The organism is Streptomyces sp. NPDC127177 (genome assembly GCF_042672475.1).
Taxonomy (GTDB): domain Bacteria; phylum Actinomycetota; class Actinomycetes; order Streptomycetales; family Streptomycetaceae; genus Streptomyces.
The window spans coordinates 18,072-39,574 of sequence record NZ_JBHXUW010000070.1; the positions used below are offsets into that span (position 1 = coordinate 18,072).

The following is a 21,503-nucleotide window of genomic DNA, read 5'->3' on the forward strand; positions in this document are numbered from 1 at the left end:
CAGCGTAACTGCTCCCTGTGGGCAGCGTACCGCCGTGCGCGGCTCCGCCGTGCGGTGCCCGGCCGGACCGGCGACCTGCCCTGCGGTCAGGGGCGTCGCCCCACCCAGGTGGTCCGGGTGGTCCGGACCGTGAGGTCGTCGCGCAGCAGGACGCTGCGCGCGTCGTCGTCGTCGGTGAGGGCGTCCAGAGCGGCCAGGTCCTCCGCGGGCAGCTGTCCGTCGAGGTGGGAGCGGAGTTTACGCAGGCACGCCCGGGCGTAGCGGGCCGTGGCGGACGGCAGCGGGGCCGGCAGGTCGATCTCGAAGCGGCGCTCGGCGGCCGGCCCGAAGCCCGCGCGGACCAGGTGGTCCGTCCAGTCGGGGGCCGGCCCTCCGTTCAGGACGGCATGCAGGCGGGCCTCCAGACCGGGCCGGCCCACGCCGATGTCGTCGGGCAGGAAGCGGGGGAAGAAGTCCATCTCGGTGACGGCCAGGAGACCACCGGGCCGCAGCGCGCCGTACACGTCGGACAGCACCCGGTCGGGGTCGGCCATGTGGTGCAGGGAGGCGGCCGCCCAGACCAGGTCACTGGCGCCGAGCGCCGGCCAGCCCTCGTCGAGGTCCGCCCGAACGCCCCGGACCCGGCCGGCGAGGCCGAGCGCGGCCGCCTTCTCCGTCAGCCGGTGGAGCATCTGCGGCGAGAGGTCCAGGGCCGTGACCTCGGCGTGCGGGAAGCGTCGGGCCAGCGCGAACGCGCCGGTCCCGGTTCCGCTGCCGAGGTCGACGATGCGGCCGGGTTCCCGGTCGGACAGTTCACCCAGCCACGCGGTGAGCTCCGTCAGATGGCTCCGCAGGACCTCGGCGTCGAGCTCCAGGATCTCGGCCATGGCGACGGTGTCCGCGGCGGCCCCGGCGTGGGGACCGCCCTCGTGCGGGTGGGAGTCGTTGGTGTGTGCGCTGTTCACGCCCGTGGTGTTCATACCTCGACGATAGGCCGGTATTGCGCACAACGAGTATGCTCTTGCGTATGACGCAAGAAAGCGATCTGGACAGCGCGGTGCGGATGCGCATCAGGAGCCTGCGGCAGGCACGCGGCTGGTCGCTCGACAGCCTCGCCGAGCGCGCCTTCCTCAGCCCCTCGACCCTGAGCCGCATCGAGACCGGCCACCGGCGCATCAGCCTCGACCAGCTCACAGCGCTGGCCCGGGCCCTCGGCACCTCGCTCGACCAGCTGGTGGAGTCCGTCAATGACGAGGACGTCGTGATCAGGCCGCAGCGGGACGAACAGCGCGGGCTGACCACGTGGGTACTGAACCGCGGATCCGGCCCGGACGGCACCACCGTCGCCAAGATGCGCATCACCGAGGAGGCGCGGGGCCCGGGGGCCGACCGGCTCGGGGTCCACCCCGGCAAGGACTGGTTCACCGTGCTTTCTGGGACCGTCACACTGATCCTCGGCGAGCGCGCCATCCGGGTCGAAACGGGCCAGGCGGCCGAGTTCTCCACCATGGTCCCGCACGCCATCAAGGCGCACGGCGGGCCGGCGGAGATCCTGTGCATCCTCGATCACGACGGACAGCGCACGCACCTCCACCCCTCGGCCTGAACCCGGCCGCCGTACATCCGGACGTCCGCGAGCAGGTACGCGGGGAGGCGGAGGGGGCGCCGCAAGAGCGGGCGCCCCCTCCCGTCAGGCCTGGGCTGCCCGGTCGCGGTCGGGTGCGGGCGCCGTGACCCCCGCGCCGGGAAGCGGTACGTGGACCGGGGGCCAGTTGCCCCATCCGGGTGCGGGCTCCGCGGCCACCGAACGCCACCAGGGATCGACCGCCGGCGGATCGGCGGGTTCGAACGGCCGGCCCGGGTGCGGAGCCACCATCGTCACGCCGACGAACTGTGTGGCGCGCATCGACCACTCGGCGGGTTCGGCCCACGGGTGAAGCGCGAGGTTGAACGTCCCCCAGTGGATCGGCAGCAGCACGCCCGCCGCCGGGTCGTTGCCCTGGAGGTCGAGATGTGCCTGGACCCCTTCGTCGGGGCTCATGTGGATGTCCGGCCACGCACCGGGTTCCGGCTTGCCGTTCGTGTGATCCTTCGGCCAGTACTGGCTGTACGCACCGATCTGGATCATGGTGGCGTCGAACGGCCCGTGCTCGGCGCCGATCTCCTTGAAGCCGGGGAAATAGCCCGTGTCACCACTGTGGTAGATCCGGTGCTCGGGTCCCGCGACGACCCAGGAGGCCCAGAGGGTGTGCTGCTGGTTGCGCAGGCCGCGGCCGCAGAAGTGCCGGGCCGGGGTGGCCGTGAGCCTGATTCCGGCGACCTCCGTGGTCTCGTTCCAGTCGAGCTCACGGATCCGGTCCGGGAGCACTCCCCAGCGCTCCAGGTGCGCCCCGACACCGAGTGGCACGGCGAAGGCCGTGTCCGTGCGCGCCAGGGCGCGGATGGTCGGGAGGTCGAGGTGGTCGTAGTGGTCGTGGGAGATCACCACGACGTCGACGGAGCCGAGCGCGGCGAGCGGCAGCGGCGCGGGGTGCAGACGCTTGGGTCCGGCGAACGCGAAGGGCGAACAGCGGTCACCCCAGACCGGGTCGAACAGCACCCGCCGCCCGTCGATCTCGGCGAGCACACTGGAGTGCCCCATCCAGGTCAGCCGCAGCCCCGAGACGGGCGGCTCGGCGAGGTCGGCCAGCGTGGTGGCGTGGACGGGCACATCACCGGTCGGCGATCTGAGCGCCCGCTCCTCCTTGCGGAGGTAGGTCCTCGCGAACTCCAGAGCGGACCCGGACGGTCTGATCCGTGCGCCCACCGGATTCTGGAAGACGCCGTCGACGAAGTTCGGGGAACGCCGGATGCGCTCCATACGGGCGCCGGCCGGGTCCGCCCCGAAGTCGGCGGACCGCAGCGCACGCAGCCGGGTGCGGAGCGGAAGCTTGGAGTCAGCGCCGGTCACAAGATCTCCTGAGGGAGTCGGTATTGTCTCATTATGGTCGTGGGGGACGACAGTGCGAGAGCAGAGCACCCAACGGGGTGGTCGCCCGCGGGGGCCACATCAGCCACGCGGCTGCCCGTACACGTGCTCGACGTGGAGCCGCAGCACGACCCGGCGGTCCCTGACCATGGCCCTGCGGTATTCGTCCCAGTCCGGGTGCTCGCCCTGGACGTCACGGTAGAGCGCGACCAGCTCCGCCACGGTGGCGTCCTCGGGGTCCTCCGCCACCGGGGTGAGGTCGGCGGTGCCGTCGGCGACGGTCCAGGCCCAGCGGTCCTCGCTGGTGACGTGGTAGCTGGCCCGAGGGTCCCGGCGCAGGTTGCGGGTCTTCGCGCGGCCTTCGGTGACGGAGACGCGGACGATGCGCTCCTCGGGAGAGTAGAAGTGAGTGACATTGGACAGCTGCGGCCTGCCGTCCCGCTTGAGCGTGACAAGCACGCCGCCGTTGCCTTCGGAGAACAACCGAAGCAGCGCGTCCTGCTGTGCATCGAATCCCGTCATGCCGAATCCAACGTCCGGGTCGTGTGCAGGATTCCGCATCCGGCCCGCCGCTTCGTCCGGCCGCGTCCGTGCGCCGGGGGCGGTCCGGCACCGGCGGCGTTGACAGCGCCTTCCCCGGCTCCCGATACTGACTCGCGATTCAGTAAAAACTTACGGAACCCGATGCGAACCGATGAGAGCCGATTCGGTGAACCGAGGAGGACCCCCGATGACGACGCCCCCGGGGCCCGCGCCCGCCCCGTTGATCTCCCTGACCTGGACGGATCACGTCACCGGCCACCGGGGCCACCTGGTCGTGGACCGGCTGGTGCGCGGTGTCTCCAGCGGCGGGCTGCGGATGCGGGCCGGCTGCACGCTCGACGAGGTGGCGGGACTGGCCCGCGGCATGACGATGAAGGAAGCCCTCCACTTCGACGCGGACCGCACCGGGGCGCGGTACATACCGCTCGGCGGCGCCAAGGGCGGCATCGACTGCGATCCGCGCGACCCGGCCGCCTACGGCGTCCTGGTCCGCTACCTGCGGGCCATGCGTCCGTACGTCGAGAACGTCTGGACGACCGGCGAGGACCTGGGGCTCAGCCAGGACCTGGTCGACCGGGCGGCCGGCGAAGCGGGTCTCGTCTCCTGCGTCCAGGCGGTCTATCCGCTGCTCGACGACGAGAGGGCGGCCCGGCGACGGCTGGCCGACGCCTTCACCGTCGAGGTCGACGGCATCGGCCTCGACGCGCTGGTCGGCGGCTGCGGGGTCGCCGAGGCGGCGCTCGCCGCACTGGACCGGGCCGGGGTCGCCCACGCCGGCGCCCGGGTCTCCTTGCAGGGGTTCGGCACCATGGGCGGGGCGACGGCCCGGTTCCTGGCCCGGGCCGGACTGCGCGTGGTCGCCGTCGCCGACGTCAAGGGCACGATCACCAATACGGCCGGCCTCGACGTCGAGGCCCTGCTGGCCGCACGGGACTCCTACGGGACGGTGGACCGCGGCGCGCTGCGCGAAACCGACCGCGAACTGCCTGCCGATGCCTGGCTCGGCCAGGATGTCGAGGTACTCGTCCCCGCAGCCGTCTCCTACGCCGTGGACGCGACGAACCAAGCCCGGATCAGGGCTCGTTGGGTGGTCGAGGCGGCCAATATGCCGGTACTGCCGGAGGCCGAGGAGCTGCTCAAGGAGCGCGGGATCACGGTACTGCCCGATGTGGTCGTCAACTCCGGTACCAACGCCTGGTGGTGGTGGACCCTGTTCGGCGACATAGGCCCCGACGCGGACGAGGCCTTCGCGCACACCCGTAGTTCGATGCGCGCCCTGGTCGACCTCGTGCTGACGCGCGCGTCGGCGGACGGCTGCACCCCCCGGGCAGCGGCGCACGCCGTCGTCGCCGACCGGCTGCCGGTGATGGCGGAGCGTTTCGGCTGGTACCGCTGACCGGACGGTGACGGCCGGCCGGCCCCGCGTCGGCCCACGACCTGCCCCGGAACGGGCATTGGCCGGCCGGAACGGGCATTGGTTAGGGTGACGCCGTGGGAAGAGTGCGGTTGAGTGTGACGGAGCGACGCGAGGAGCTGCTGCGCGCAGCCGTCGAGCAGATCGAGGTGCGAGGTGTCGCGGCGGTGCGAATCGCCGATGTGGCCGCCGTACTCGGTGTGAGCAACGCACTCGTGCTCTACCACTTCTCCACCAAGGAGAAACTGGTCGCCGCGGCCTTCGCCCACGCGGCCGAGGCCGATCTCACCCACCTGCGCAAGCTGTTGAGCCGACGCACCACTGCCGTGCGCAGGCTGCGCGCGGCCGTCCGCTGGTACGCCCCGACGGGCCAGGCCAAGGGCTGGCGGCTGTGGATCGAGGGCTGGGCGGCCTCGCTCCGCGACCCCGCGTTGCGCAATGTGGCGGGCGATCTCGACCAGCAGTGGAAGGCGGAGCTGGCCGAGGTCATCGAGGAGGGCGCGGCCGCGGGTGAGTTCCACTGCGACGACCCGATGTCCGTGGCCTGGCGGCTGACCGCGCTGCTCGACGGGCTGGCCGTGCAGATGACGTCGTACGCGGGGCCGCTGTCCCGGGCCACGATGCTGGAGTGGACCGAAGCGGCCCTCGCCCGTGAACTCGGCATTGACCACGAGACATTGACGGCCTGACGGTCCCCGACTCCCCCATTCCTCCCCCTGGCCTCCCCTGGCCGCCTGGCCGCCTGGCCGTCCGACGACCTGACCGGTCGGCCTCAGCCTCTCTCCTCCCGCCTCCCTCGGTGCATCACCCAGGTGAACTCCTCCCCCCGTTCCCGTCCATTGCCTTGTTGCCCCGTCAGGTCTGGTGCAGGGGCTGGTAGGACTCGCTCTGCAACCCGAAGGTCCAGGCGACGCCGGCCTTCGCCGTCCGGGTCGCGGGTGGGACGCGCAGCCAGTACGTCCGGTGCGTACCGTCCGGTTCCGGTGTGGAGTTGACCACCTCGACCATCACCACGTCCTCGTCACCGTCGAGCGCGATCCGCCAGAGGATGCCCGTCTCGTCCCGGTGGACCGGCTCGGCGCCCGACTCGCCGAGGTAGCGGTCGTATCCGTAGAACTCCAGCATCACGCGGCGCAGCTCCGCGTTCTCCTCGGCCCTGATCCTTTCGGGGGTGAGCGAGGCCAGCTCCGCCAGGAAGTCGGCGGGCACCGGCATGCCGCGCCAGGCGTACAGCCCGAAGCCGTCCGGGTAGGAGAGCGCGGGCCCGTCGCCGCTGTCCAGCCGGCCCGCCTCGTCCCGGTGCAGCGCATCGGGACGCTCGCTGATCACCACGGTCCGCTCGTAGGGCCACCACCAGCCGGCGTTCCTGGCCACCGCCGCCAGTCCGTCGAGCCGATCGCCCCGGCCGTCGAACGCGGCGAGCCAGGCCGCGTCGTGCTGCCCCAGGACGGCGTCGAGCAGGAGGAGCCGGACGTCCGGCTCGTCCTCCGGGCTCTCGGCCAGTTCGGCGACGACACCGGCCCGTATCCGGTCGGCGAGCGCCGCGGTCGTCTCCCACAGCTGGGCGCCGGTCGCGGACCAGAGAGCGGACCAGCCGGACGGGCCCAACGCGTCGTAGATCCGGCGTCGTTCCTCCGCCCAGGGCCGGGTCCGTACCTCCTCGCGGACCGAGCGGCCCGCGTCGGTCAGCTTCTTCACGAGCCCGACGGCCTCCCTGGGCGAATCGGCCCAGACGAACTCCTCCGGTTCGGCCAGTCCCGCGCTGCGGTAGGCGAGCCGCACCCCGTCCTCGGCGGCCGCCCGGTCCGCCGCACCCGTCCTCGCCGCCACTGCCCGCCATGAGTCCACGTACTGCATCGGTTTCCCCATCCCCCTGTTCCTGTGTTCCTGTGTTCCGGATACTCACGCACGTCTATGTGTTTCGGGTCTCTCCAGGCTTCTCCGGCCCTCAGTCCGCGACGATGCGGACCGCCCCCGGCGCGTACTCACGCTGGCGCACCACGCGGAACCAGCCCTTCGGCAGCGGGATCACCGCATGCTCCTCGTGCACCACGCGTCCGCCGTCGGGAAGATGGAGCAGCATCGGGCCGAACACCCCGCCTTCCCGGATCAGCCGCCCCGGCCCCGGCACGGCGTGCGCGTGCCCGGTGACCTCACCGAGCGCGAGCACCAGCCGGCCCCGTCCGTCGCGCAGTTCGCCCGGCGCGTCCAGGAGGTTCGGGGGCACCGCCGACTCCTCCAGCGTCATGATCAGCACATCGCCCTGCCGGTACACAGACGTCTCCCCTCCGCGGCGGCACCCGCTGTGCCGACCACGGATAAAACGCTACGGCGGGGGTCTGACAATCGACCGTGCGCGCTGTGGCGGAGCCCGGTCGCCCCCGTTGTCAGTGGGCCTTGATAAACCTTGCGGACATCAAACCGTCGCCGTCATCAGGAGCTCAGGGCCATGTCCGATGTGGACCACCTGCACGAGTTGCTCGGCCTTCCGGCCGTCGATTTCCAGCACGACGGGGGTGACGCCCCCCGGCCGGCCGCCGGCGCGGCGGCCTGGCGCGTCGGGGTCGACCCCTACGAGGACGAGGACCACACCTGGGAGCAGGAGTTCGCCTCGTTCCTGGCGACCGTCGATCCGGCCGGAGTGCGGGCGCTGATCATCGGCCAGTGGGGCGAGTCGTACGAGGAGGACTCGTCGTATCCGATCGGTCTCGTGACGGCTGCCGCCGACCGGCTGACCTCCCTGGAGGCGGTGTTCGTCGGGGATCTGACGATGGAGGAGTCGGAGATATCGTGGATCCAGCAGAGCGATGTCACCGCTCTGCTCGCGGCCTACCCCTCGCTGGTGGAGCTCGGGGTGCGCGGCGGTACGGATCTCGTCTTCCCGCCCGTGCGGCACGAGCGTCTGCGTTCGCTCACGATCGAGACGGGCGGGCTGCCGGTGCAGGTGGTGCGCGGGGTGCTCGACAGCGAGCTGCCCGCGCTGGAGCGGCTCGACCTCTGGCTCGGTGTATCCGCCTACGGAGGCGACACCGATGTGGCGGATCTGGCGCCGCTGCTGGCCGGTACGCGCTTCCCCGCCCTGCACCATCTCGGTCTGCGCAACAGCGAAGTGCAGAACGAGATCGCAGCCGCCGTCGCCTCGGCCCCGCTCGTGGCCCGGCTCCGCACCCTCGATCTGTCCTGCGGAACGCTCGGTGACGAGGGCGCGGCGGCGCTGCTGGAAGGCCAGCCGCTGACCCATCTCGAAGTGCTGGACCTTCACCACCACTTCCTCACCGAACCGGTGGAACGCCGGGTCGCCGAGGCACTGGAGCAGCACGGTGTGCGGGTGGATCTGTCGGACCGCTGCAAGCCGTGGGACGACCGCGGTGCCGCGGGCCGGTACGTCACGGTGTCGGAGTGAGTGGGCGATGACCGACATCGAACACCCCGACACGTTCCACGGTCTGCCGGTCCTCACCCTGCCGCAGCCCGGCGACGGCCCCGCCCTGGCGGCGCTGCCCGAAGCGGGGTCGGTGGCCTGGCGGCTGGACTGCGAGTGGGAGGGACTGGAGTTCCCCGGGCTCTGGCAGCACTTCCTCGACGCGGTCGGCCCCGCCGGGGTCCGGGCCCTGCTGATCGGCCCCTGGTGGACGGACGACTACGGCTCCTTCGCCCCCGTGGCGGAGCTGATCGCCTCGGACGCGGATCGCTTCCCGGCGTTGCGGGCGCTGTTCCTCGCCGATGTCGTCGGTGAGGAGTGCGAGGTGTCCTGGCTGGAGATGTCGGACATCACCGAGCTGGTCGAGGCGTTCCCGCGCATCGAGGAGCTGGTCGTGCGAGGCGGCGGGGATGCCGTTCCCGAGCAGGAGAAGCTGCGCCTGCGCCCGCTGCGGCACCAGGCGCTGAAGTCCCTGAGGTTCGAGTCCGGAGGGCTGCCCGGTCATGTCGTCCGGGCGGTCGGCGCCTGCGAACTGCCCGCCCTGGAGCGGCTCGAGCTGTGGTTCGGCGCCACCTGGTACGGCGGCGACGCCACGGTCGAGGACATGAGGCCCGTCCTGTCGGGCGGCGGCTTTCCCGGGCTGCGCCATCTCGGTCTGCAGAACAGCGAGATCCAGGACGAGATCGCCGCGGCGGTGGCCTCCGCGCCCGTCGTCGCCCAGCTGGAGTCGCTCGCGCTCTCCATGGGAACCCTCAGCGACACGGGCGGCCTGGCCCTTCTCGACGGCCAGCCCCTCACTCATCTGACCTCGCTGGACCTGCACCACCACTACCTCACCGACCCGGTGATCGCCCGTATCCGGGAGCTGTGTGCCCGCGAGGACGTCCAGGTCGATCTGGCCGGGGCGGACTACTGGGATCCCGAGGACGACGAGCCCCGTTATGTCGCGGTCAGCGAGTAGCGCGCCGCGCCTGGCGGTCGTCGGCAACCCCGGCAGCCGCCGGGTCGGGCTCTTTCAGGACGCCGTGCGGGCCGCCGGGCTGGAGCCCGCCCGTACGGTGTCCTGGCTCGACGTGTTGCGGGGCGACGCGGAATTCCTGCCCGGGGAGACCGTGCGCATCGATTCTCCCGGCGAGGACGACGAGGTCGAGCGGCTGCTGCGCGGTGTCGACGATCCGACGAGGGTGGAGGGCTCGGCGATCTGGTACGCGCGGTTCACCTCCGCCGTACGGGACGTGGCACGGGCCGCCGCAACCGCGGGCGCGGTCCTGCTGGACGACCCGGGCGATATCCCGGTGCTGTTCGACAAGCGTCTGTGCCACGGTGTGCTGGACGCCGCGGGCGTACCCGTGCCGGCCTCTGCGACCTCGGGTCCCGCCGCGCCTCCCGTGCGCGGCTGGGCGGATGTGCGTGCGCTGATGGCTGACCACCGCATGCCTCGCATCTTCGTGAAGCCCGCGCACGGATCCTCCGCCTCCGGGGTGATGGCCGTGGAGACCGCCGGTCCTGGCCGGGTCCGGGCGACCACCTCGGTGGAGCGCGACCCTTCGGGCCGGCTCTACAACTCGCTCCGGGTGCGCCGCTGCACCACGGAACGCGAAGTCGCGGCGATCACCGACGCGCTGGCGCCGGACGGGCTGCACATCGAGCGCTGGCTGCCGAAGGCCTCGCAGCGCGGCCGGGTCGCGGATCTGCGGGTCGTGGTGGTCGACGGCCGCGCCACGCACGCGGTCGTGCGCACCAGCCGCTCCCCCATGACCAATCTGCATCTCGGCGGGGCGCGCGGCGACCTGGCGGAGGCGCGGGCCGCCGTCGGTGCGGCGGGCGGCAGTTGGGGATCGGCGCTGGCCGTGTGCGAGGACGCGGCTGCCGCGTTCCCGGACACGCTGTGCGTGGGCGTGGATCTGCTGCCCTCGACCGGCTGGCGGCGCTTCGCCGTCGGTGAGGTCAACGCCTTCGGCGATCTGCTGCCGCGGCTGACCGGTCTGCCGGGCAGCGGTGCCGAGGGCCTGGACACCTACGGGGCGCAGGTCGCCGCCGTACTGAACCGAGCAAGGAAACACCGTGTCGGCGCAACACCCTGAACCGTCTCCCGGCGTCACCGGCGCCGTGGACCCCGATATGAGCGAGGTCGTGGGCAGCCACGATCTGCTGCTCGTCACCCTGGACACCCTGCGGTACGACGTCGCGGCGGAGCTCGCCGCCGCCGGCCGTATCCCGAACCTGGCCCGGCACCTGCCGCCCGGTGGCTGGGAGAAGCGGCATGCCCCGGGGAGCTTCACCTATGCGTCGCACCAGGCGATCTTCGCGGGGTTCCTGCCCACTCCGGCCTCCCCCGGGCCGCACCCCCGGCTGTTCGCCGCGCGGTTCGCGGGCAGTGAGACCACTGCGGAGCGCACCTTCGTCTTCGATACGCCCGACCTGGTGTCCGGTCTCGCCGGCGCCGGCTACCGCACGGTGTGCATCGGCGGGGTGGGGTTCTTCAACCGGCAGGCACCGCTCGGCTCGGTGCTGCCCGGGATGTTCCAGGAGGCGCACTGGGAGCCGGAGTTCGGCGTGGCCTCGCCCACCTCGTTCGAGTCACAGGTGACCCGCGCCGAGCGGGTCGTCGCCCGGCTTCCCGCGGCTCGGAAGCTCTTCCTCTTCGTCAACGTCTCCGCGCTGCACCAGCCGAACTGGTTCCACCGGCCGGGGGCGACCCGCGACAGCGGCGACAGCCGGGCCACCCACGCCGCCGCGCTGGAGTACGTCGACGCCCACATCGGCCGCCTGTTCACCGCGGTGAGCAGCCGTCGCCGCGCCTTCGCCATCGTCTGCTCCGACCACGGCACGGCGTACGGGGACGACGGCTACACCGGTCACCGGCTCGGCCACGAGTCCGTCTGGACCGTTCCGTACGCGCACTTCTTCCTGGAACCGGGGGCCACTGCCCGATGAACAGCCAACACTCGATCCGCCCGTACCGGAGCTACGTCTACGCCTATCCGCACAAGACGGCGTACGGCAGGCTGGCCGAACACCCCGGCGGGCGGCCGGCGCTGAGCGAACTGTGGGCCGGTGAGAACAAGGACGCGCTCTCGCTCTATCTCCACATACCGTTCTGCGAGGTCCGCTGCGGCTTCTGCAACCTCTTCACCCGCATCGGCGCCCCCGACGAGCTGACCACCCGCTATCTCGACGCGCTGGACCGGCAGGCGACAGCCGTACGGGACGCGCTGGGCGAGGCCGAGCCGGTGCGCTTCGCCGCCGCGGCCTTCGGAGGCGGGACGCCCACCTTCCTGACGGCCGGCGAACTGGAGCGGCTGTGCGGCATCGCGGAGAAGCGCATGGGCGCCGACCTGCGATCGGTGCCGCTGTCCGTCGAGACGTCGCCGTCGACCGCGACGGCCGACCGGCTCGCCGTCCTGGCCGACCGGGGGGCCACCAGGATCAGCATCGGTGTGCAGAGCTTCGTCGATGCGGAGGCCCGTGCGGCGGTCCGCCCGCAGCGCCGCGCCGATGTGGAGACGGCCCTAGGGCTGATCAGGGACGCCCGCATTCCGGTCCTCAACATCGACCTGATCTACGGGATCGACGGCCAGACCGAACGGAGCTGGCGCGGTTCGCTGGACGCGGCTCTCCAGTGGCGGCCGGAGGAGCTGTACCTCTACCCGCTGTACGTACGTCCGTTGACCGCGCTGGGCAGGAGCAGCGCCTCGGCCGCGGACACGGAGTCGGCCTGGGACGAGCAGCGGCTGCGGCTGTACCGGGCGGGCCGCGATCACCTCCTGTCGCACGGCTACGAGCAGGTGTCGATGCGGATGTTCCGCCGCGCCGGCGCCCCGCGCACGGCCGGACCCGACGACCACGCCTGTCAGACCGACGGCATGATCGGTCTGGGCTGCGGCGCCCGCTCGTACACCTCGCGGCTGCACTACTCCTTCGACTACGCGGTGGAGATGCGGGAGGTACGGGCGATCATCGACGGCTACACGGCGACCGAGGACTTCGCGCACGCCGAGGTGGGCCGGTTCACCGACGGCGACGAGGCGCGCCGCCGTCATCTCCTGCAGTCGGTCCTGCAAGCCGAGGGGATGCGGCTGTCGGAGTACCGGGAGCGGTTCGGCACCCTGCCGCAGGAGGACTTCGCGAAGGAGCTGGCGCTGTTCGAGGAGCGGGGCTGGCTCGATCCCGCCGGGGCGGCGTCGGGGCTGCTTCGTCTGTCGCCCGAGGGCCTCGCGCACTCCGACGCCCTTGGCCCGGATCTCTTCTCCCCCGCCGTACGGGCCGCGATGGCCTCGTACGAGCTGAAGTGAGGCCCTCGTGGACCTGACGATTCTCTACCGCGGCCCGCTCGCCTCGTGCGATTACGACTGCCCGTACTGCCCGTTCGCCAAGCGGCGGGACAGCCGGGAACAGCTGCGCGCCGACCGGGCCGCGCTGGAGCGATTCACCGCATGGGCGGCGGCGCAGACGGGCGACCGGATATCGGTGCTGTTCACGCCGTGGGGCGAGGGGCTGGTGCGCTCCTGGTACCGCCGGGCGATGGTCGAACTGGCGCGGCTGCCGCACATCGGCCGGGTGGCGATCCAGACGAACCTCAGCGGGCGTACACAGTGGCTCGGCGCGGCGGGCACCGCGGGCCGGGACAAGATCGCGCTCTGGTGCACGTACCACCCGGGGCAGACACCCTACGAGCGGTTCCTCGCCCGATGCGGGGAGCTGACGTCGCTCGGCATCCGCCACAGCGTCGGGGTGGTCGGTCTCGACGCCCACCTCGACGAGGCCCGACGGCTGAGGGCGGCGCTTCCCGAGGAGGTCTACCTCTGGGTCAACGCCGCGGAGGGGCACAGCTATACGGACGAGGAGGCCGAGCGGTGGACGGAGATCGACCCGCTGTTCCCGTACAGCCGCCGTCCGCACCCCTCGGCCGGGCTGCCCTGCCGCACCGGTGAGTCGGTCGTCTCGGTGGACGGGGACGGCACGGTGCGCCGCTGCCACTTCGTCCGGGCCGAGCTCGGCAATCTCTACGACGGCAGCTACCGGAAGGCGTTGGCCCCGCGGGCCTGCCCGCTCGCCGTCTGCGACTGCCACATCGGCTACGTCCATCTGGAGACGCTGCCGCTGTACGACGTCTTCGCGGGCGGCGTGCTGGAACGCATACCGGCCCGGCCGCTGTACGGCATCGGCGCTCCCGGGGCGACCGGCCCGGAGTCCGCCGAGCGGTACCCGTCCGGCCAACTCTGACCGGGCTCCCGGGTCCCGGGAGCCACCCGGCCTCAGAGCGGAAGCAGGTCGGGCCGCTTCGCTTCCACGTGGTCTCCGGAGGACTCGCCGCGCAGCCGGCGACCGATCCACGGCACCAGGTACTCGCGCGCCCAGTGGATGTCGTCGCGCCGGACCTCGAGCGTCCCCCGGTGGACCTGCGGCGGCCATTCCTGGTCCGGGTCGGCCGGTACGTCGAGGCCGAGGACCTGGGCGGCGCGCAGCGCGACCCGGGTGTGCCCCTCGGGCGAGAGGTGCAGCCGGTCGCCGTCCCATGCGCGCCGGTCCTGCACGGACCGCAGCGACCACAGGTCGAGCACCGGGCAGTCGTAGCGGTCCGCGATGGACCGCACGTGCGCCGTGTAGGTGGCGATCTTGCCGCGCAGATGGCGCAGGACGGGAACGCCGCGGGTGTCGAAGCCGGTGGTGACCATGACGGTGCCGACCGATTCGGTCAGCTCCGCGACCGCGCGCTCGAAGCGCTCGGCCACGTCGTCGGGGTCGGTGCCCGGCCGGATGATGTCGTTGCCGCCCGCGCAGAAACTCACCAGGTCGGGGGCGAGTTCCTTGGCACGCGGTACCTGCTCCTCGACTATCTGGTCGAGGAGACGTCCTCGTACGGCGAGATTGGCGTACCTGAAGTTCCCGTGCACGGCACCTGTGATGCCTTCCGTGCCGAGGTCCGGGAGCTGGTCCGCGAGGAGCACTGCGAACCGGTCCGCCCAGCCGACGAATGTTCCGTCCGGGCCAAGGTCGCCGACTCCCTCGGTGAAGCTGTCGCCAATCGCCGCGTACGACTCGATGGCGCCCTGTCTGTTGATGACGCCCTGTCGGATGTTTCTCGAATCGTCTGCCACAAGGGCATATCCTGCACCTTCGAATGTGACCTACGCGACCGTAATACGGGGTTGACGGGTGGTGAGATAGACCACCCGGTCAGGTTTTGGTAAACGGGGAATAAGCAGAGGGACGGTGCGCCGCCGCACACCGTCCCTCTGTGTATTGCTCCGGTCCGGTTCACCGGACCCGTGCTGCCCGGATCAGACGTTGATCCCGTGCGACGCCAGGTAGGCGATCGGGTCGATGTCCGAGCCGTACGCCGGACCCGTGCGGATCTCGAAGTGCAGGTGCGGGCCGGTCGCGTTGCCGGTGGCGCCCGAGAGGCCGACCTGCTGGCCCGCGGTCACGGTCTGGCCGGCCGAGACGGAGAGCGAGGACATGTGGCCGTACTGCGAGTAGTGGCCGTCGGCGTGCTTGATGACGACCTCGTTGCCGTACGCGCCGCCCCATCCGGCGGTGACGACGGTGCCGGAGGTGATCGCCTTCACGCTGGTGCCGGTGGAGACCGGGAAGTCGATACCGGTGTGGCTGCCGCTGGACCAGCTGGCGCCGGATGCGCGGTACTCGGTGGTGTGGTTGCCGGGCACCGGGTGGACGTAGCCGGAGTCAGTGCTCTGGTCGGCCGAGGACTCGTCGGACGACTGGGTGTCGGAGGAGGAGGAGTTGGAGGCCGTGGAGGCCTTCGACTCGGTCTTGGCGGGCGCCTTCGACGGGGCCTTCGACGGGGTGGAGGTGTGCGATCCGGTGGTCGAGGCGTGGCCGGAGGCCGCGCCGCCGAGGGTCAGCTTCATGCCCGGGAAGATCAGGCTCGGGTTGTCGCCGACGACCTTGCGGTTGTCCTGGTAGAGCTTCTCCCAGCCGCCCTTGAGCTTGTGCTGGGCGGCGATCTTCGACAGGTAGTCGCCGGAGACGACGGAGTACGTCTTGGAGCCGGACTGCTTGTCGGCGACCGGCTTGGCCGGGGTGGCGTGCGCGGCGGCGGCCGAGTTCGCGGTGGCGGGAGCGGCGTGCTCCGCGGCGTTGGCACCGGTGGCGCCGAGCAGCGGAAGCGCGATGACGGCTCCGCCGGCGCTCGCGACGACGACGCCGCGGGCGATGGTGCTGGACTTCGGACGGCGGTGCTTACCCGGTGTGGGCATGAAGAATTTCCTCTCCGGCGCCTACGAGGTGAGCTGTCGGGTTCGGGCTGGAGATGCCCGGCCGCGCCTGGCGCGACTTCACCCCGAGCCGGCCGGATGATCGCTCCGGTCGGCGGCTTACCTGGTTCCCCCGCTCCTGCCACACGGTGAGTGGGTGCGAATTCCGGACGGCGGCAGGATTAGGCGTTCCATCCGGATTGAGAGTGAACGTAAGCGAGCCGGGACGACGGAAACAAGCCGCGGGTTCCACCCCGGATTCCGGTTCTGAAATTCGGCACGGAATTCCCGTCACACTCCGTGGATTATGGATCTTGGCTTTCCGCGCGGCGTAAGGATTACCCGGACCGGCCGCCGCCACACACCGTCACGGATATGATCCCGCTCACGAGCAGGTGACCATCTCCCCTATAAGCAGGGCATGTACGACTAAAAGCCACAATCCAGACATGTCATGCTTCGATCGCTGCCCCCAGGAGCCCGCACATGGGCGGTTACCGAGATGATTGCCTGGGTCACCGATGTCGTATCGTCACGAGAGTGGACCCGTCGGCGACACGCGTCGGCGGCAGAGCCTCCAGGAGTGACCGTGACGCAGCAGTTGCCGCAGACCCCGTCGACGGAACCCGAGCTGGCGGGAGTCCGTAATTTCCGTGATCTGGGCGGGCTGCCCACCTCGGACGGACGACGGCTGCGGTACGGGCGGCTCTTCCGAAGCGGTCACCTCGCGAGCGCCACGGCCGAGGACGCCGCGTTCCTCGGCGGCCTCGGCCTGCACACCGTCTTCGACTTCCGCAACGCCGCCGACCACAAGCTGGACGGACTGGACGTGGAGCTGCCCGGGGTGCGCAACGTGAACATCCCGCTCACCGACCCGGCCGACGGCAGCGAGTTCTGGCGGATGGTGCGCGACGGCAACATGGACGAGCTTCGCGGCCTCCTCGCCGACGGCAAGGGCACCGCCCGCATGGTCGCCTCCTACCGCACGATCATCCTGGAACGCACCGCCGAGCACAGCCGCGTGCTGCACGCCCTGGCCGAGGACAGCGTCCCGGCACTGATGCACTGCGCGGCCGGCAAGGACCGGGCGGGGCTCTCGATCGCGGTCTCGCTGCTCGCGGTCGGTGTCGGGCGCGAGACCATCGAGGCCGACTACCTCAAGTCCAACGACGCCCACCGCCGCTACCGGGTGCGCCGCAGCGACACCTCGGCGGCCGGGATGTCGCCGGAGGTGATGGAGCTGCTCAGCCCGCTCTTCGGAGCCCACAGCGAATACCTCGCCGCGGCCTTCGCCACGATCGACGAGACCTGGGGCGGCACCGACCGCTACCTCTCGGAAGCCCTGAAGATCACGCCCGCCACCCGGGAACGGCTGCGCGAACAGCTCCTGGACGACGCGTGAGCGGATCCGGCGCGGCGCATCCTCGCTCCTACTGGTTGTGCATCCCCACCGCGAACAGCAGGTAGAGGAAGCCCGCGACGACGTGCCCGGCCACCAGATAGGCGAACAGCCTGATGACGAGGCCGCGCGGCATCTTCCTCTCCTGCGAATCGGAGTCCTTGCGCCGGGCCGGGGTGAGCGGATCGTAGTTCTCGGAATCGGACATGACAGTCCTCTCTGGCCGCCGGACGTGCCGGCGGCGGGGACGGCTTCTCAGCGACGGTGGATCCCGCTGCCGAGACACAGCTCGGCGGCGGGGCTCTGCAGCAGGGTGTGGACGAAGAGGAGCTCGGCGCCCTCACGGTCCGGGGCCGCGATCCGGTGCGGGGTGAGCGAGTCGAAGTGCGCGCTGTCACCGGGGGCCAGATCGTGCACGGTCTCCCCCAGGGTCACCCTGAGGTTTCCGGCCAGGACGTACAGCCATTCCTCACCGGGGTGGACGCGCACCAGATCACCCTGCGCGCCGTACGGGACGCGGACCCGCAGCGCCTGCATCGCGCGGCCGGACCCGCCGGCCTGCTGGTACATCCAGCCGTCGGCCTCGGCCCCCTCGAACTTCCGGCCGCGGACGATCGCGTCACGTTCCGGGGGGATCTCGCCGAGCAGCTCGGAGACCGTCGTACCGTAGATCCTGGCAAGTCCGAGCAGCATCGGCAGCGAGGGCTGCCGCCGGCCCGTTTCGAGCCGGGACAGGTGGGCGGGCGAGAGCCCGGCGCGCTGGGCGGCGGCCTCCAGGGTGAGCCCGCGGCCGCGGCGCAGATCGCGCAGGCGGGGTGCGACATCGGGCAGCTCGTCGGCCGCCCCTCCGTCCGGAGGATTCATGTCTCCATTGGGCCAGGATCTTTCCTCGGAGGCAAATTTATTGCCTCCGAGGCAAAACCCCTGCTGATCAGCGGTTGGCCACGGCCTGCTTCACCAGGGTCCGGCCGAAGTCCCACATCAGCCCGCCGTTGTGCGCGTCGTCCATCACCGCCGTGAACGCGGTCACGAACCGTTCCACGTCCGCCTCGTCGACGACGAGCGGCGGAATCAGCTTGATCACTTCGAGGTGGTCGCCGGAGACCTGGGTGAGGATCCGGTGCTTCTGGAGCAGCGGTACGACCACCATCTGCGCGAAGAGTCCCTTGCGGGCCGCCTGGAGCATGGTCCAGCGGCTGCGCAGTTTCAGCGAGGACGGCCGGCCGAATTCGATGCCGATCATCAGCCCGCGTCCGCGTACCTCGTGCAGCAGCTCGTAGCGGTCGACCAGTGCGGCCAGCCTCTCGCGCAGCAGATCACCCGTGCGGCGGGCGTTCGCGACGGTCTCCTCGTCCTCCATCACGGCGAGGACCGCGAGTCCGGCCGCCATCGCCTGGGCGTTGGAGCCGAAACTCGCCGAGTGGACGAGCACCCGGTCCATCGACGAGTAGACGCGTTTGAAGATCCAGTCCTTGCCGAGGGTCGCCCCGACCGGCACATAGCCGCCCGAGAGCGCCTTGGCGACGCAGACCAGATCCGGTTCGACCCCTTCCTCGTGCTGATAGGCGTAGAAATCGCCGGTCCGGCCCAGACCGGTCTGCACCTCGTCGGCGATGAGCAGGGCCTTGTGCTTGTGCAGCAGTTCCTGCGCCTCGCGCAGGAAACCGGGTGGTGCCGCGTGCACGCCCTTGCCCTGGACCGGCTCCACGACCAGCCCGGCCACATCACCGCGCTTCAGCTCGCGCCGCAGTGCGTCGAGGTCGCCGAGGGCGATGGCGGTGTCCGGGAGCAGGGGGGCGAAGCCGTCCCTGAATCCGGACTCCCCGTTGACCGAGAGCGAACCCGTGGTCAGGCCGTGGAAGGCATGCGTGCAGTACAGGATCCTCGGCCTGCCGGTGGCGTACCGGGCGAATTTGAGGGCCGTCTCGACGGCCTCCGTGCCGCTGTTGCCGAAGAACACCCGGTCCAGGTGCGGGCTGTGCGTGAGCAGCTTCTCGGCCAGCAGCCCAGGCAGCGGCTGGCAGTCGAAGCGGGTGAGGTCGGCGAGCGAGGCATCCAGGACGTCGTGCAGCGCCTTGCGTACGACGGGATGGTGCCGGCCGAGCCCCATCACGCCGAAGCCGGCCAGCATGTCCAGGTAGTCGTTGCCCTCCGCGTCCCAGAAGTGCGCGCCCTCGGCCCGTTCGTAGACCTTGTCGAAGCCGATGGTGCGCAGCATGCGCGGGAGCTGGTGGTTGAGGTGCTTCGTGTGCAGCTCGTAGCGTTCGGCGCCGCGCTCCGCGAGGAGCCGCGCCAGATCGAAGCCCTTGGGCCCGTCATCCTTCATGCCCCGCTCTCCTTGTGCCCGTTGCCCAGGGCGTTGTGCTCGTGGTGACCCTCGTCGACCGGGAGTCCGGGCCCGTCCCCTGCCGCCTTCGCCCGCACGGCCAGGGTCGCGCTGATCCGGCCCGCGATCTCGACCGGGGTGAGTCCGATGTCCGCCAGCACCTCGGCGCGCTTCCCGTGGGCGAGGAACTGCCCGGGAATACCGAACGTCCGCAGCGGTACGTCGACCCCGGCGTCCCGCAGTGCCTGCCCGACCGCCGAGCCGACGCCGCCCGCCCTGCTGTTGTCCTCGACGACGGCGACGAGCCGGTGCCGTGCGGCGAGCGGGGCCAGCTCCTCGTCGACCGGCTTGACCCAGCGCGGGTCGACGACGGTGCAGCGGACGCCTGCGCCCGCGAGCAGCTCGGCCGCCCCCAGACAGACGGGCGCCATCACACCGACCGCGACCAGCAGCACGTCGGCGTCCTCGGTGCGGTGCAGTACGTCCATTCCGCCGATCCGGCCGATGGCTGGCAGGGGCTCCCCCACCGACTCCTTGGGGAACCGGATCATGGTCGGCGCGTCGTCGACGTCCACGGCCTCGCGCAGCTGCGCCCGCAGCTGACCGGCGTCGCGCGGGGCGGCGATCCGGAGCCCGGGGACGACCTGGAGCATGGACATGTCCCACATGCCGTTGTGGGAGGCCCCGTCGGGCCCGGTGACCCCGGCCCGGTCGAGGACGAAGGTCACGCCGCAGCGGTGCAGGGCGACGTCCATCAGCAGCTGGTCGAAGGCCCGGTTGAGGAAGGTGGCGTAGACGGCGACGACGGGGTGCAGTCCGCCGGTCGCCAGCCCCGCCGCGGAGACCGTCGCGTGCTGCTCGGCGATCCCGACGTCCCAGACCCGGTCCGGGAACGCCTCGGCGAACCTCGTCAGCCCCACCGGGTGGAGCATCGCGGCCGTGATGGCGACGACGTCCGGCCGCTCCGCCCCGATGGCGGCGATCTCGTCGCCGAAGACCGACGTCCAGGACGGGCCTGCCGCCGGGGCGAGCGGAGCGCAGGTCAGCGGGTCCATCGCACCGACGGTGTGGAAGCGGTCGGCCTCGTCCTGGAGAGCGGGCTGGTAGCCGCGGCCCTTCTCCGTGAGGCAGTGCACGAGCACCGGGCCGTGGAAGCGCTTCGCCCGGTGCAGCGCGGACTCGACGGCGGCCGTGTCGTGGCCGTCGATCGGGCCGAGGTACTTCAGCCCGAGGTCCTCGAACATGCCCTGCGGGGCGATGAAGTCCTTGAACCCCTTCTTGGCCCCGTGCAGCGACTCGTAGAGCGGCTGCCCGATGACGGGCGTCTGCTGGAGCACGCCCTTGCCCCAGGAGAGGAAGCGCTCGTAGCCGTCGGTGGTGCGGAGTGTGGCGAGGTGGTCGGCCAGGCCACCGATCGTCGGCGCGTAGGAGCGCTCGTTGTCGTTGACGACGATGATCAGTGGCCGTTCCCTCGCGGCGGCGATGTTGTTCAGCGCCTCCCAGGCCATGCCGCCGGTGAGGGCTCCGTCACCGATGACCGCGACGACGTGGTCGGGGCGGCCCAGCACCTCGTTGGCCTTGGCGAGGCCGTCGGCCCAGCCGAGCACTGTGGAGGCGTGCGAGTTCTCGATGACGTCGTGCTCGGACTCCTCGCGGGAGGGGTAGCCGGAGAGGCCGCCCTTGCCACGCAGCTTGGAGAAGTCCTGCCTCCCGGTGAGGAGTTTGTGCACGTAGCTCTGGTGGCCGGTGTCCCACAGAATGCGGTCCACGGGCGAGTCGAAGACCCGGTGCAGGGCGATGGAGAGCTCCACCACGCCGAGGTTCGGCCCGAGATGGCCGCCGGTCCTGGCCACGGCCTGGACCAGGAACTTCCTGATGTCCTCGGCGAGTTCGCCGAGTTGTGGTTCGTTGAGCGCCTTGAGATCCTGCGGCCCCCGGATGCTCTGCAGAAGCGTCATGCCCGGGCCCCCTCTCTGATCCTGTTTCAGCTCACGGTGACGGCGGGGACCCCCGATGGTGTCCCGGCGTCGTCCATGCCCTCGGCGATCTTCAGGGCTTCCTCGATGAGGGTCTCGACGATCTTCGACTCCGGCACGGTCTTGATGATCTCGCCCTTGACGAAGATCTGACCCTTGCCGTTGCCGGAGGCCACACCCAGATCGGCCTCACGCGCCTCACCCGGACCGTTGACGACACAGCCCATCACGGCGACACGCAACGGCACCTCCATGCC

22 protein-coding genes and 1 riboswitch are annotated in these 21,503 nt (G+C 71.1%); of the genes, 10 read left to right on the top strand and 12 right to left on the bottom strand.

The features are described from left to right. Positions 1–86 precede the first annotated feature (86 nt). Entirely contained in the window at positions 87–959 is an 873-nt protein-coding gene (locus ACFVJX_RS31225) for a class I SAM-dependent methyltransferase (protein WP_384134387.1), read from the bottom strand. Positions 960–1,006: 47 nt separating this feature from the next. Here ACFVJX_RS31225 and ACFVJX_RS31230 point away from each other — a divergent pair, with 47 nt between their 5' ends. Next, a complete protein-coding gene (locus ACFVJX_RS31230) occupies positions 1,007–1,585 on the top strand; it encodes a helix-turn-helix domain-containing protein (RefSeq protein WP_384134384.1) in 579 nt (192 codons plus the stop codon). 84 nt (positions 1,586–1,669) lie between these two features. Here ACFVJX_RS31230 and ACFVJX_RS31235 read toward each other — a convergent pair whose 3' ends face one another. Both ACFVJX_RS31235 and ACFVJX_RS31240 read right to left on the bottom strand, forming a co-directional pair. Then, entirely contained in the window at positions 1,670–2,929 is a 1,260-nt protein-coding gene (locus ACFVJX_RS31235; protein ID WP_384134381.1) for an MBL fold metallo-hydrolase, read from the bottom strand. A 99-nt stretch (positions 2,930–3,028) separates the two neighbouring features. After that, the gene (locus ACFVJX_RS31240) at positions 3,029–3,469 is read right to left on the bottom strand and encodes a PPOX class F420-dependent oxidoreductase (RefSeq protein WP_384134379.1); all 441 of its coding nucleotides are present in this window, start codon (positions 3,467–3,469) and stop codon (positions 3,029–3,031) included. Between the two features lie 208 nt (positions 3,470–3,677). Here ACFVJX_RS31240 and ACFVJX_RS31245 point away from each other — a divergent pair, with 208 nt between their 5' ends. Together ACFVJX_RS31245 and ACFVJX_RS31250 are read left to right on the top strand one after the other, a co-directional pair. Further along, the gene (locus ACFVJX_RS31245; RefSeq protein WP_384134376.1) at positions 3,678–4,886 is read left to right on the top strand and encodes a Glu/Leu/Phe/Val dehydrogenase dimerization domain-containing protein; all 1,209 of its coding nucleotides are present in this window, start codon (positions 3,678–3,680) and stop codon (positions 4,884–4,886) included. 116 nt (positions 4,887–5,002) lie between these two features. Continuing rightward, positions 5,003–5,593 carry a TetR/AcrR family transcriptional regulator gene (locus ACFVJX_RS31250; RefSeq protein ID WP_384134373.1) on the top strand — a complete coding sequence of 197 codons (591 nt, stop codon included), beginning with the start codon at positions 5,003–5,005 and terminating at the stop codon, positions 5,591–5,593. Between the two features lie 166 nt (positions 5,594–5,759). On the opposite strand, the gene ACFVJX_RS31255 is transcribed toward ACFVJX_RS31250, so the two are convergent. Together ACFVJX_RS31255 and ACFVJX_RS31260 are read right to left on the bottom strand one after the other, a co-directional pair. Beyond that, the gene (locus tag ACFVJX_RS31255) at positions 5,760–6,761 is read right to left on the bottom strand and encodes a DUF6745 domain-containing protein (protein ID WP_384134435.1); all 1,002 of its coding nucleotides are present in this window, start codon (positions 6,759–6,761) and stop codon (positions 5,760–5,762) included. 91 nt (positions 6,762–6,852) lie between these two features. Beyond that, positions 6,853–7,179 carry a hypothetical protein gene (locus ACFVJX_RS31260; protein ID WP_384134370.1) on the bottom strand — a complete coding sequence of 109 codons (327 nt, stop codon included), beginning with the start codon at positions 7,177–7,179 and terminating at the stop codon, positions 6,853–6,855. Positions 7,180–7,353: 174 nt separating this feature from the next. Here ACFVJX_RS31260 and ACFVJX_RS31265 point away from each other — a divergent pair, with 174 nt between their 5' ends. The 6 genes from ACFVJX_RS31265 to ACFVJX_RS31290 are packed head-to-tail and all read left to right on the top strand — an operon-like array spanning position 7,354 to position 13,551. After that, positions 7,354–8,307 carry an STM4015 family protein gene (locus tag ACFVJX_RS31265; protein WP_384134367.1) on the top strand — a complete coding sequence of 318 codons (954 nt, stop codon included), beginning with the start codon at positions 7,354–7,356 and terminating at the stop codon, positions 8,305–8,307. A gap of 7 nt (positions 8,308–8,314) precedes the next feature. Next, positions 8,315–9,286, top strand: a complete 972-nt coding sequence (locus ACFVJX_RS31270) for an STM4015 family protein (protein ID WP_384134364.1) — start codon at positions 8,315–8,317, stop codon at positions 9,284–9,286. After that, positions 9,267–10,409, top strand: coding sequence for an STM4014 family protein (locus tag ACFVJX_RS31275; protein WP_384134361.1), 1,143 nt, complete (start codon positions 9,267–9,269; stop codon positions 10,407–10,409). Before ACFVJX_RS31270 ends, ACFVJX_RS31275 begins: the two co-directional genes overlap by 20 nt. A gap of 37 nt (positions 10,410–10,446) precedes the next feature. Continuing rightward, a complete protein-coding gene (locus ACFVJX_RS31280) occupies positions 10,447–11,262 on the top strand; it encodes an STM4013/SEN3800 family hydrolase (RefSeq protein ID WP_384134358.1) in 816 nt (271 codons plus the stop codon). After that, the gene (locus ACFVJX_RS31285; RefSeq protein ID WP_384134355.1) at positions 11,259–12,620 is read left to right on the top strand and encodes an STM4012 family radical SAM protein; all 1,362 of its coding nucleotides are present in this window, start codon (positions 11,259–11,261) and stop codon (positions 12,618–12,620) included. Before ACFVJX_RS31280 ends, ACFVJX_RS31285 begins: the two co-directional genes overlap by 4 nt. 7 nt (positions 12,621–12,627) lie before the next feature. Continuing rightward, positions 12,628–13,551: an STM4011 family radical SAM protein gene (locus tag ACFVJX_RS31290; RefSeq protein WP_384134352.1), complete on the top strand. Its 924-nt coding sequence runs from the start codon at positions 12,628–12,630 to the stop codon at positions 13,549–13,551. 32 nt (positions 13,552–13,583) lie between these two features. On the opposite strand, the gene ACFVJX_RS31295 is transcribed toward ACFVJX_RS31290, so the two are convergent. Together ACFVJX_RS31295 and ACFVJX_RS31300 are read right to left on the bottom strand one after the other, a co-directional pair. After that, a complete protein-coding gene (locus tag ACFVJX_RS31295) occupies positions 13,584–14,426 on the bottom strand; it encodes an SGNH/GDSL hydrolase family protein (RefSeq protein ID WP_384134349.1) in 843 nt (280 codons plus the stop codon). Positions 14,427–14,609: 183 nt separating this feature from the next. Then, positions 14,610–15,548 carry a peptidoglycan DD-metalloendopeptidase family protein gene (locus ACFVJX_RS31300; RefSeq protein ID WP_384134346.1) on the bottom strand — a complete coding sequence of 313 codons (939 nt, stop codon included), beginning with the start codon at positions 15,546–15,548 and terminating at the stop codon, positions 14,610–14,612. Between the two features lie 3 nt (positions 15,549–15,551). Next, a riboswitch (cyclic di-AMP (ydaO/yuaA leader) is annotated at positions 15,552–15,744 on the bottom strand. Between the two features lie 390 nt (positions 15,745–16,134). Here ACFVJX_RS31300 and ACFVJX_RS31305 point away from each other — a divergent pair. Then, positions 16,135–16,947, top strand: coding sequence for a tyrosine-protein phosphatase (locus tag ACFVJX_RS31305; RefSeq protein WP_384134343.1), 813 nt, complete (start codon positions 16,135–16,137; stop codon positions 16,945–16,947). Positions 16,948–16,975: 28 nt separating this feature from the next. Here ACFVJX_RS31305 and ACFVJX_RS31310 read toward each other — a convergent pair whose 3' ends face one another. From ACFVJX_RS31310 to ACFVJX_RS31330, 5 genes are all read right to left on the bottom strand, one after another. Then, the gene (locus ACFVJX_RS31310; protein WP_250966393.1) at positions 16,976–17,152 is read right to left on the bottom strand and encodes a DUF6126 family protein; all 177 of its coding nucleotides are present in this window, start codon (positions 17,150–17,152) and stop codon (positions 16,976–16,978) included. A gap of 47 nt (positions 17,153–17,199) precedes the next feature. Continuing rightward, a complete protein-coding gene (locus tag ACFVJX_RS31315; protein ID WP_384134339.1) occupies positions 17,200–17,808 on the bottom strand; it encodes a helix-turn-helix domain-containing protein in 609 nt (202 codons plus the stop codon). A 67-nt stretch (positions 17,809–17,875) separates the two neighbouring features. After that, positions 17,876–19,270 (bottom strand): aspartate aminotransferase family protein, encoded by a 1,395-nt coding sequence (locus tag ACFVJX_RS31320; RefSeq protein ID WP_384134337.1) that lies wholly within the window; start codon positions 19,268–19,270, stop codon positions 17,876–17,878. Next, positions 19,267–21,228, bottom strand: coding sequence for a 1-deoxy-D-xylulose-5-phosphate synthase (gene dxs, locus ACFVJX_RS31325; protein WP_384134334.1), 1,962 nt, complete (start codon positions 21,226–21,228; stop codon positions 19,267–19,269). The genes ACFVJX_RS31320 and dxs overlap by 4 nt, the downstream gene beginning before the upstream one ends. Before the next feature lie 26 nt (positions 21,229–21,254). Then, positions 21,255–21,503, bottom strand: a 249-nt coding sequence (locus ACFVJX_RS31330) for a flavodoxin-dependent (E)-4-hydroxy-3-methylbut-2-enyl-diphosphate synthase (protein WP_384134331.1), incomplete at its 5' end; no start/stop codon positions are given.

What these genes read in the sequence shown, in the direction of transcription:
- ACFVJX_RS31225 (WP_384134387.1), bottom strand. Translation starts at nt 959, where the DNA reads ATGAACACCACGGGCGTGAACAGCGCACACACCAACGACTCCCACCCG.
- ACFVJX_RS31230 (WP_384134384.1), top strand. Translation starts at nt 1,007, where the DNA reads ATGACGCAAGAAAGCGATCTGGACAGCGCGGTGCGGATGCGCATCAGG.
- ACFVJX_RS31240 (WP_384134379.1), bottom strand. Translation starts at nt 3,469, where the DNA reads ATGACGGGATTCGATGCACAGCAGGACGCGCTGCTTCGGTTGTTCTCC.
- ACFVJX_RS31245 (WP_384134376.1), top strand. Translation starts at nt 3,678, where the DNA reads ATGACGACGCCCCCGGGGCCCGCGCCCGCCCCGTTGATCTCCCTGACC.
- ACFVJX_RS31255 (WP_384134435.1), bottom strand. Translation starts at nt 6,761, where the DNA reads ATGCAGTACGTGGACTCATGGCGGGCAGTGGCGGCGAGGACGGGTGCG.
- ACFVJX_RS31265 (WP_384134367.1), top strand. Translation starts at nt 7,354, where the DNA reads ATGTCCGATGTGGACCACCTGCACGAGTTGCTCGGCCTTCCGGCCGTC.
- ACFVJX_RS31270 (WP_384134364.1), top strand. Translation starts at nt 8,315, where the DNA reads ATGACCGACATCGAACACCCCGACACGTTCCACGGTCTGCCGGTCCTC.
- ACFVJX_RS31275 (WP_384134361.1), top strand. Translation starts at nt 9,267, where the DNA reads ATGTCGCGGTCAGCGAGTAGCGCGCCGCGCCTGGCGGTCGTCGGCAAC.
- ACFVJX_RS31280 (WP_384134358.1), top strand. Translation starts at nt 10,447, where the DNA reads ATGAGCGAGGTCGTGGGCAGCCACGATCTGCTGCTCGTCACCCTGGAC.
- ACFVJX_RS31285 (WP_384134355.1), top strand. Translation starts at nt 11,259, where the DNA reads ATGAACAGCCAACACTCGATCCGCCCGTACCGGAGCTACGTCTACGCC.
- ACFVJX_RS31300 (WP_384134346.1), bottom strand. Translation starts at nt 15,548, where the DNA reads ATGCCCACACCGGGTAAGCACCGCCGTCCGAAGTCCAGCACCATCGCC.
- ACFVJX_RS31310 (WP_250966393.1), bottom strand. Translation starts at nt 17,152, where the DNA reads ATGTCCGATTCCGAGAACTACGATCCGCTCACCCCGGCCCGGCGCAAG.
- ACFVJX_RS31315 (WP_384134339.1), bottom strand. Translation starts at nt 17,808, where the DNA reads ATGAATCCTCCGGACGGAGGGGCGGCCGACGAGCTGCCCGATGTCGCA.
- ACFVJX_RS31320 (WP_384134337.1), bottom strand. Translation starts at nt 19,270, where the DNA reads ATGAAGGATGACGGGCCCAAGGGCTTCGATCTGGCGCGGCTCCTCGCG.
- dxs (WP_384134334.1), bottom strand. Translation starts at nt 21,228, where the DNA reads ATGACGCTTCTGCAGAGCATCCGGGGGCCGCAGGATCTCAAGGCGCTC.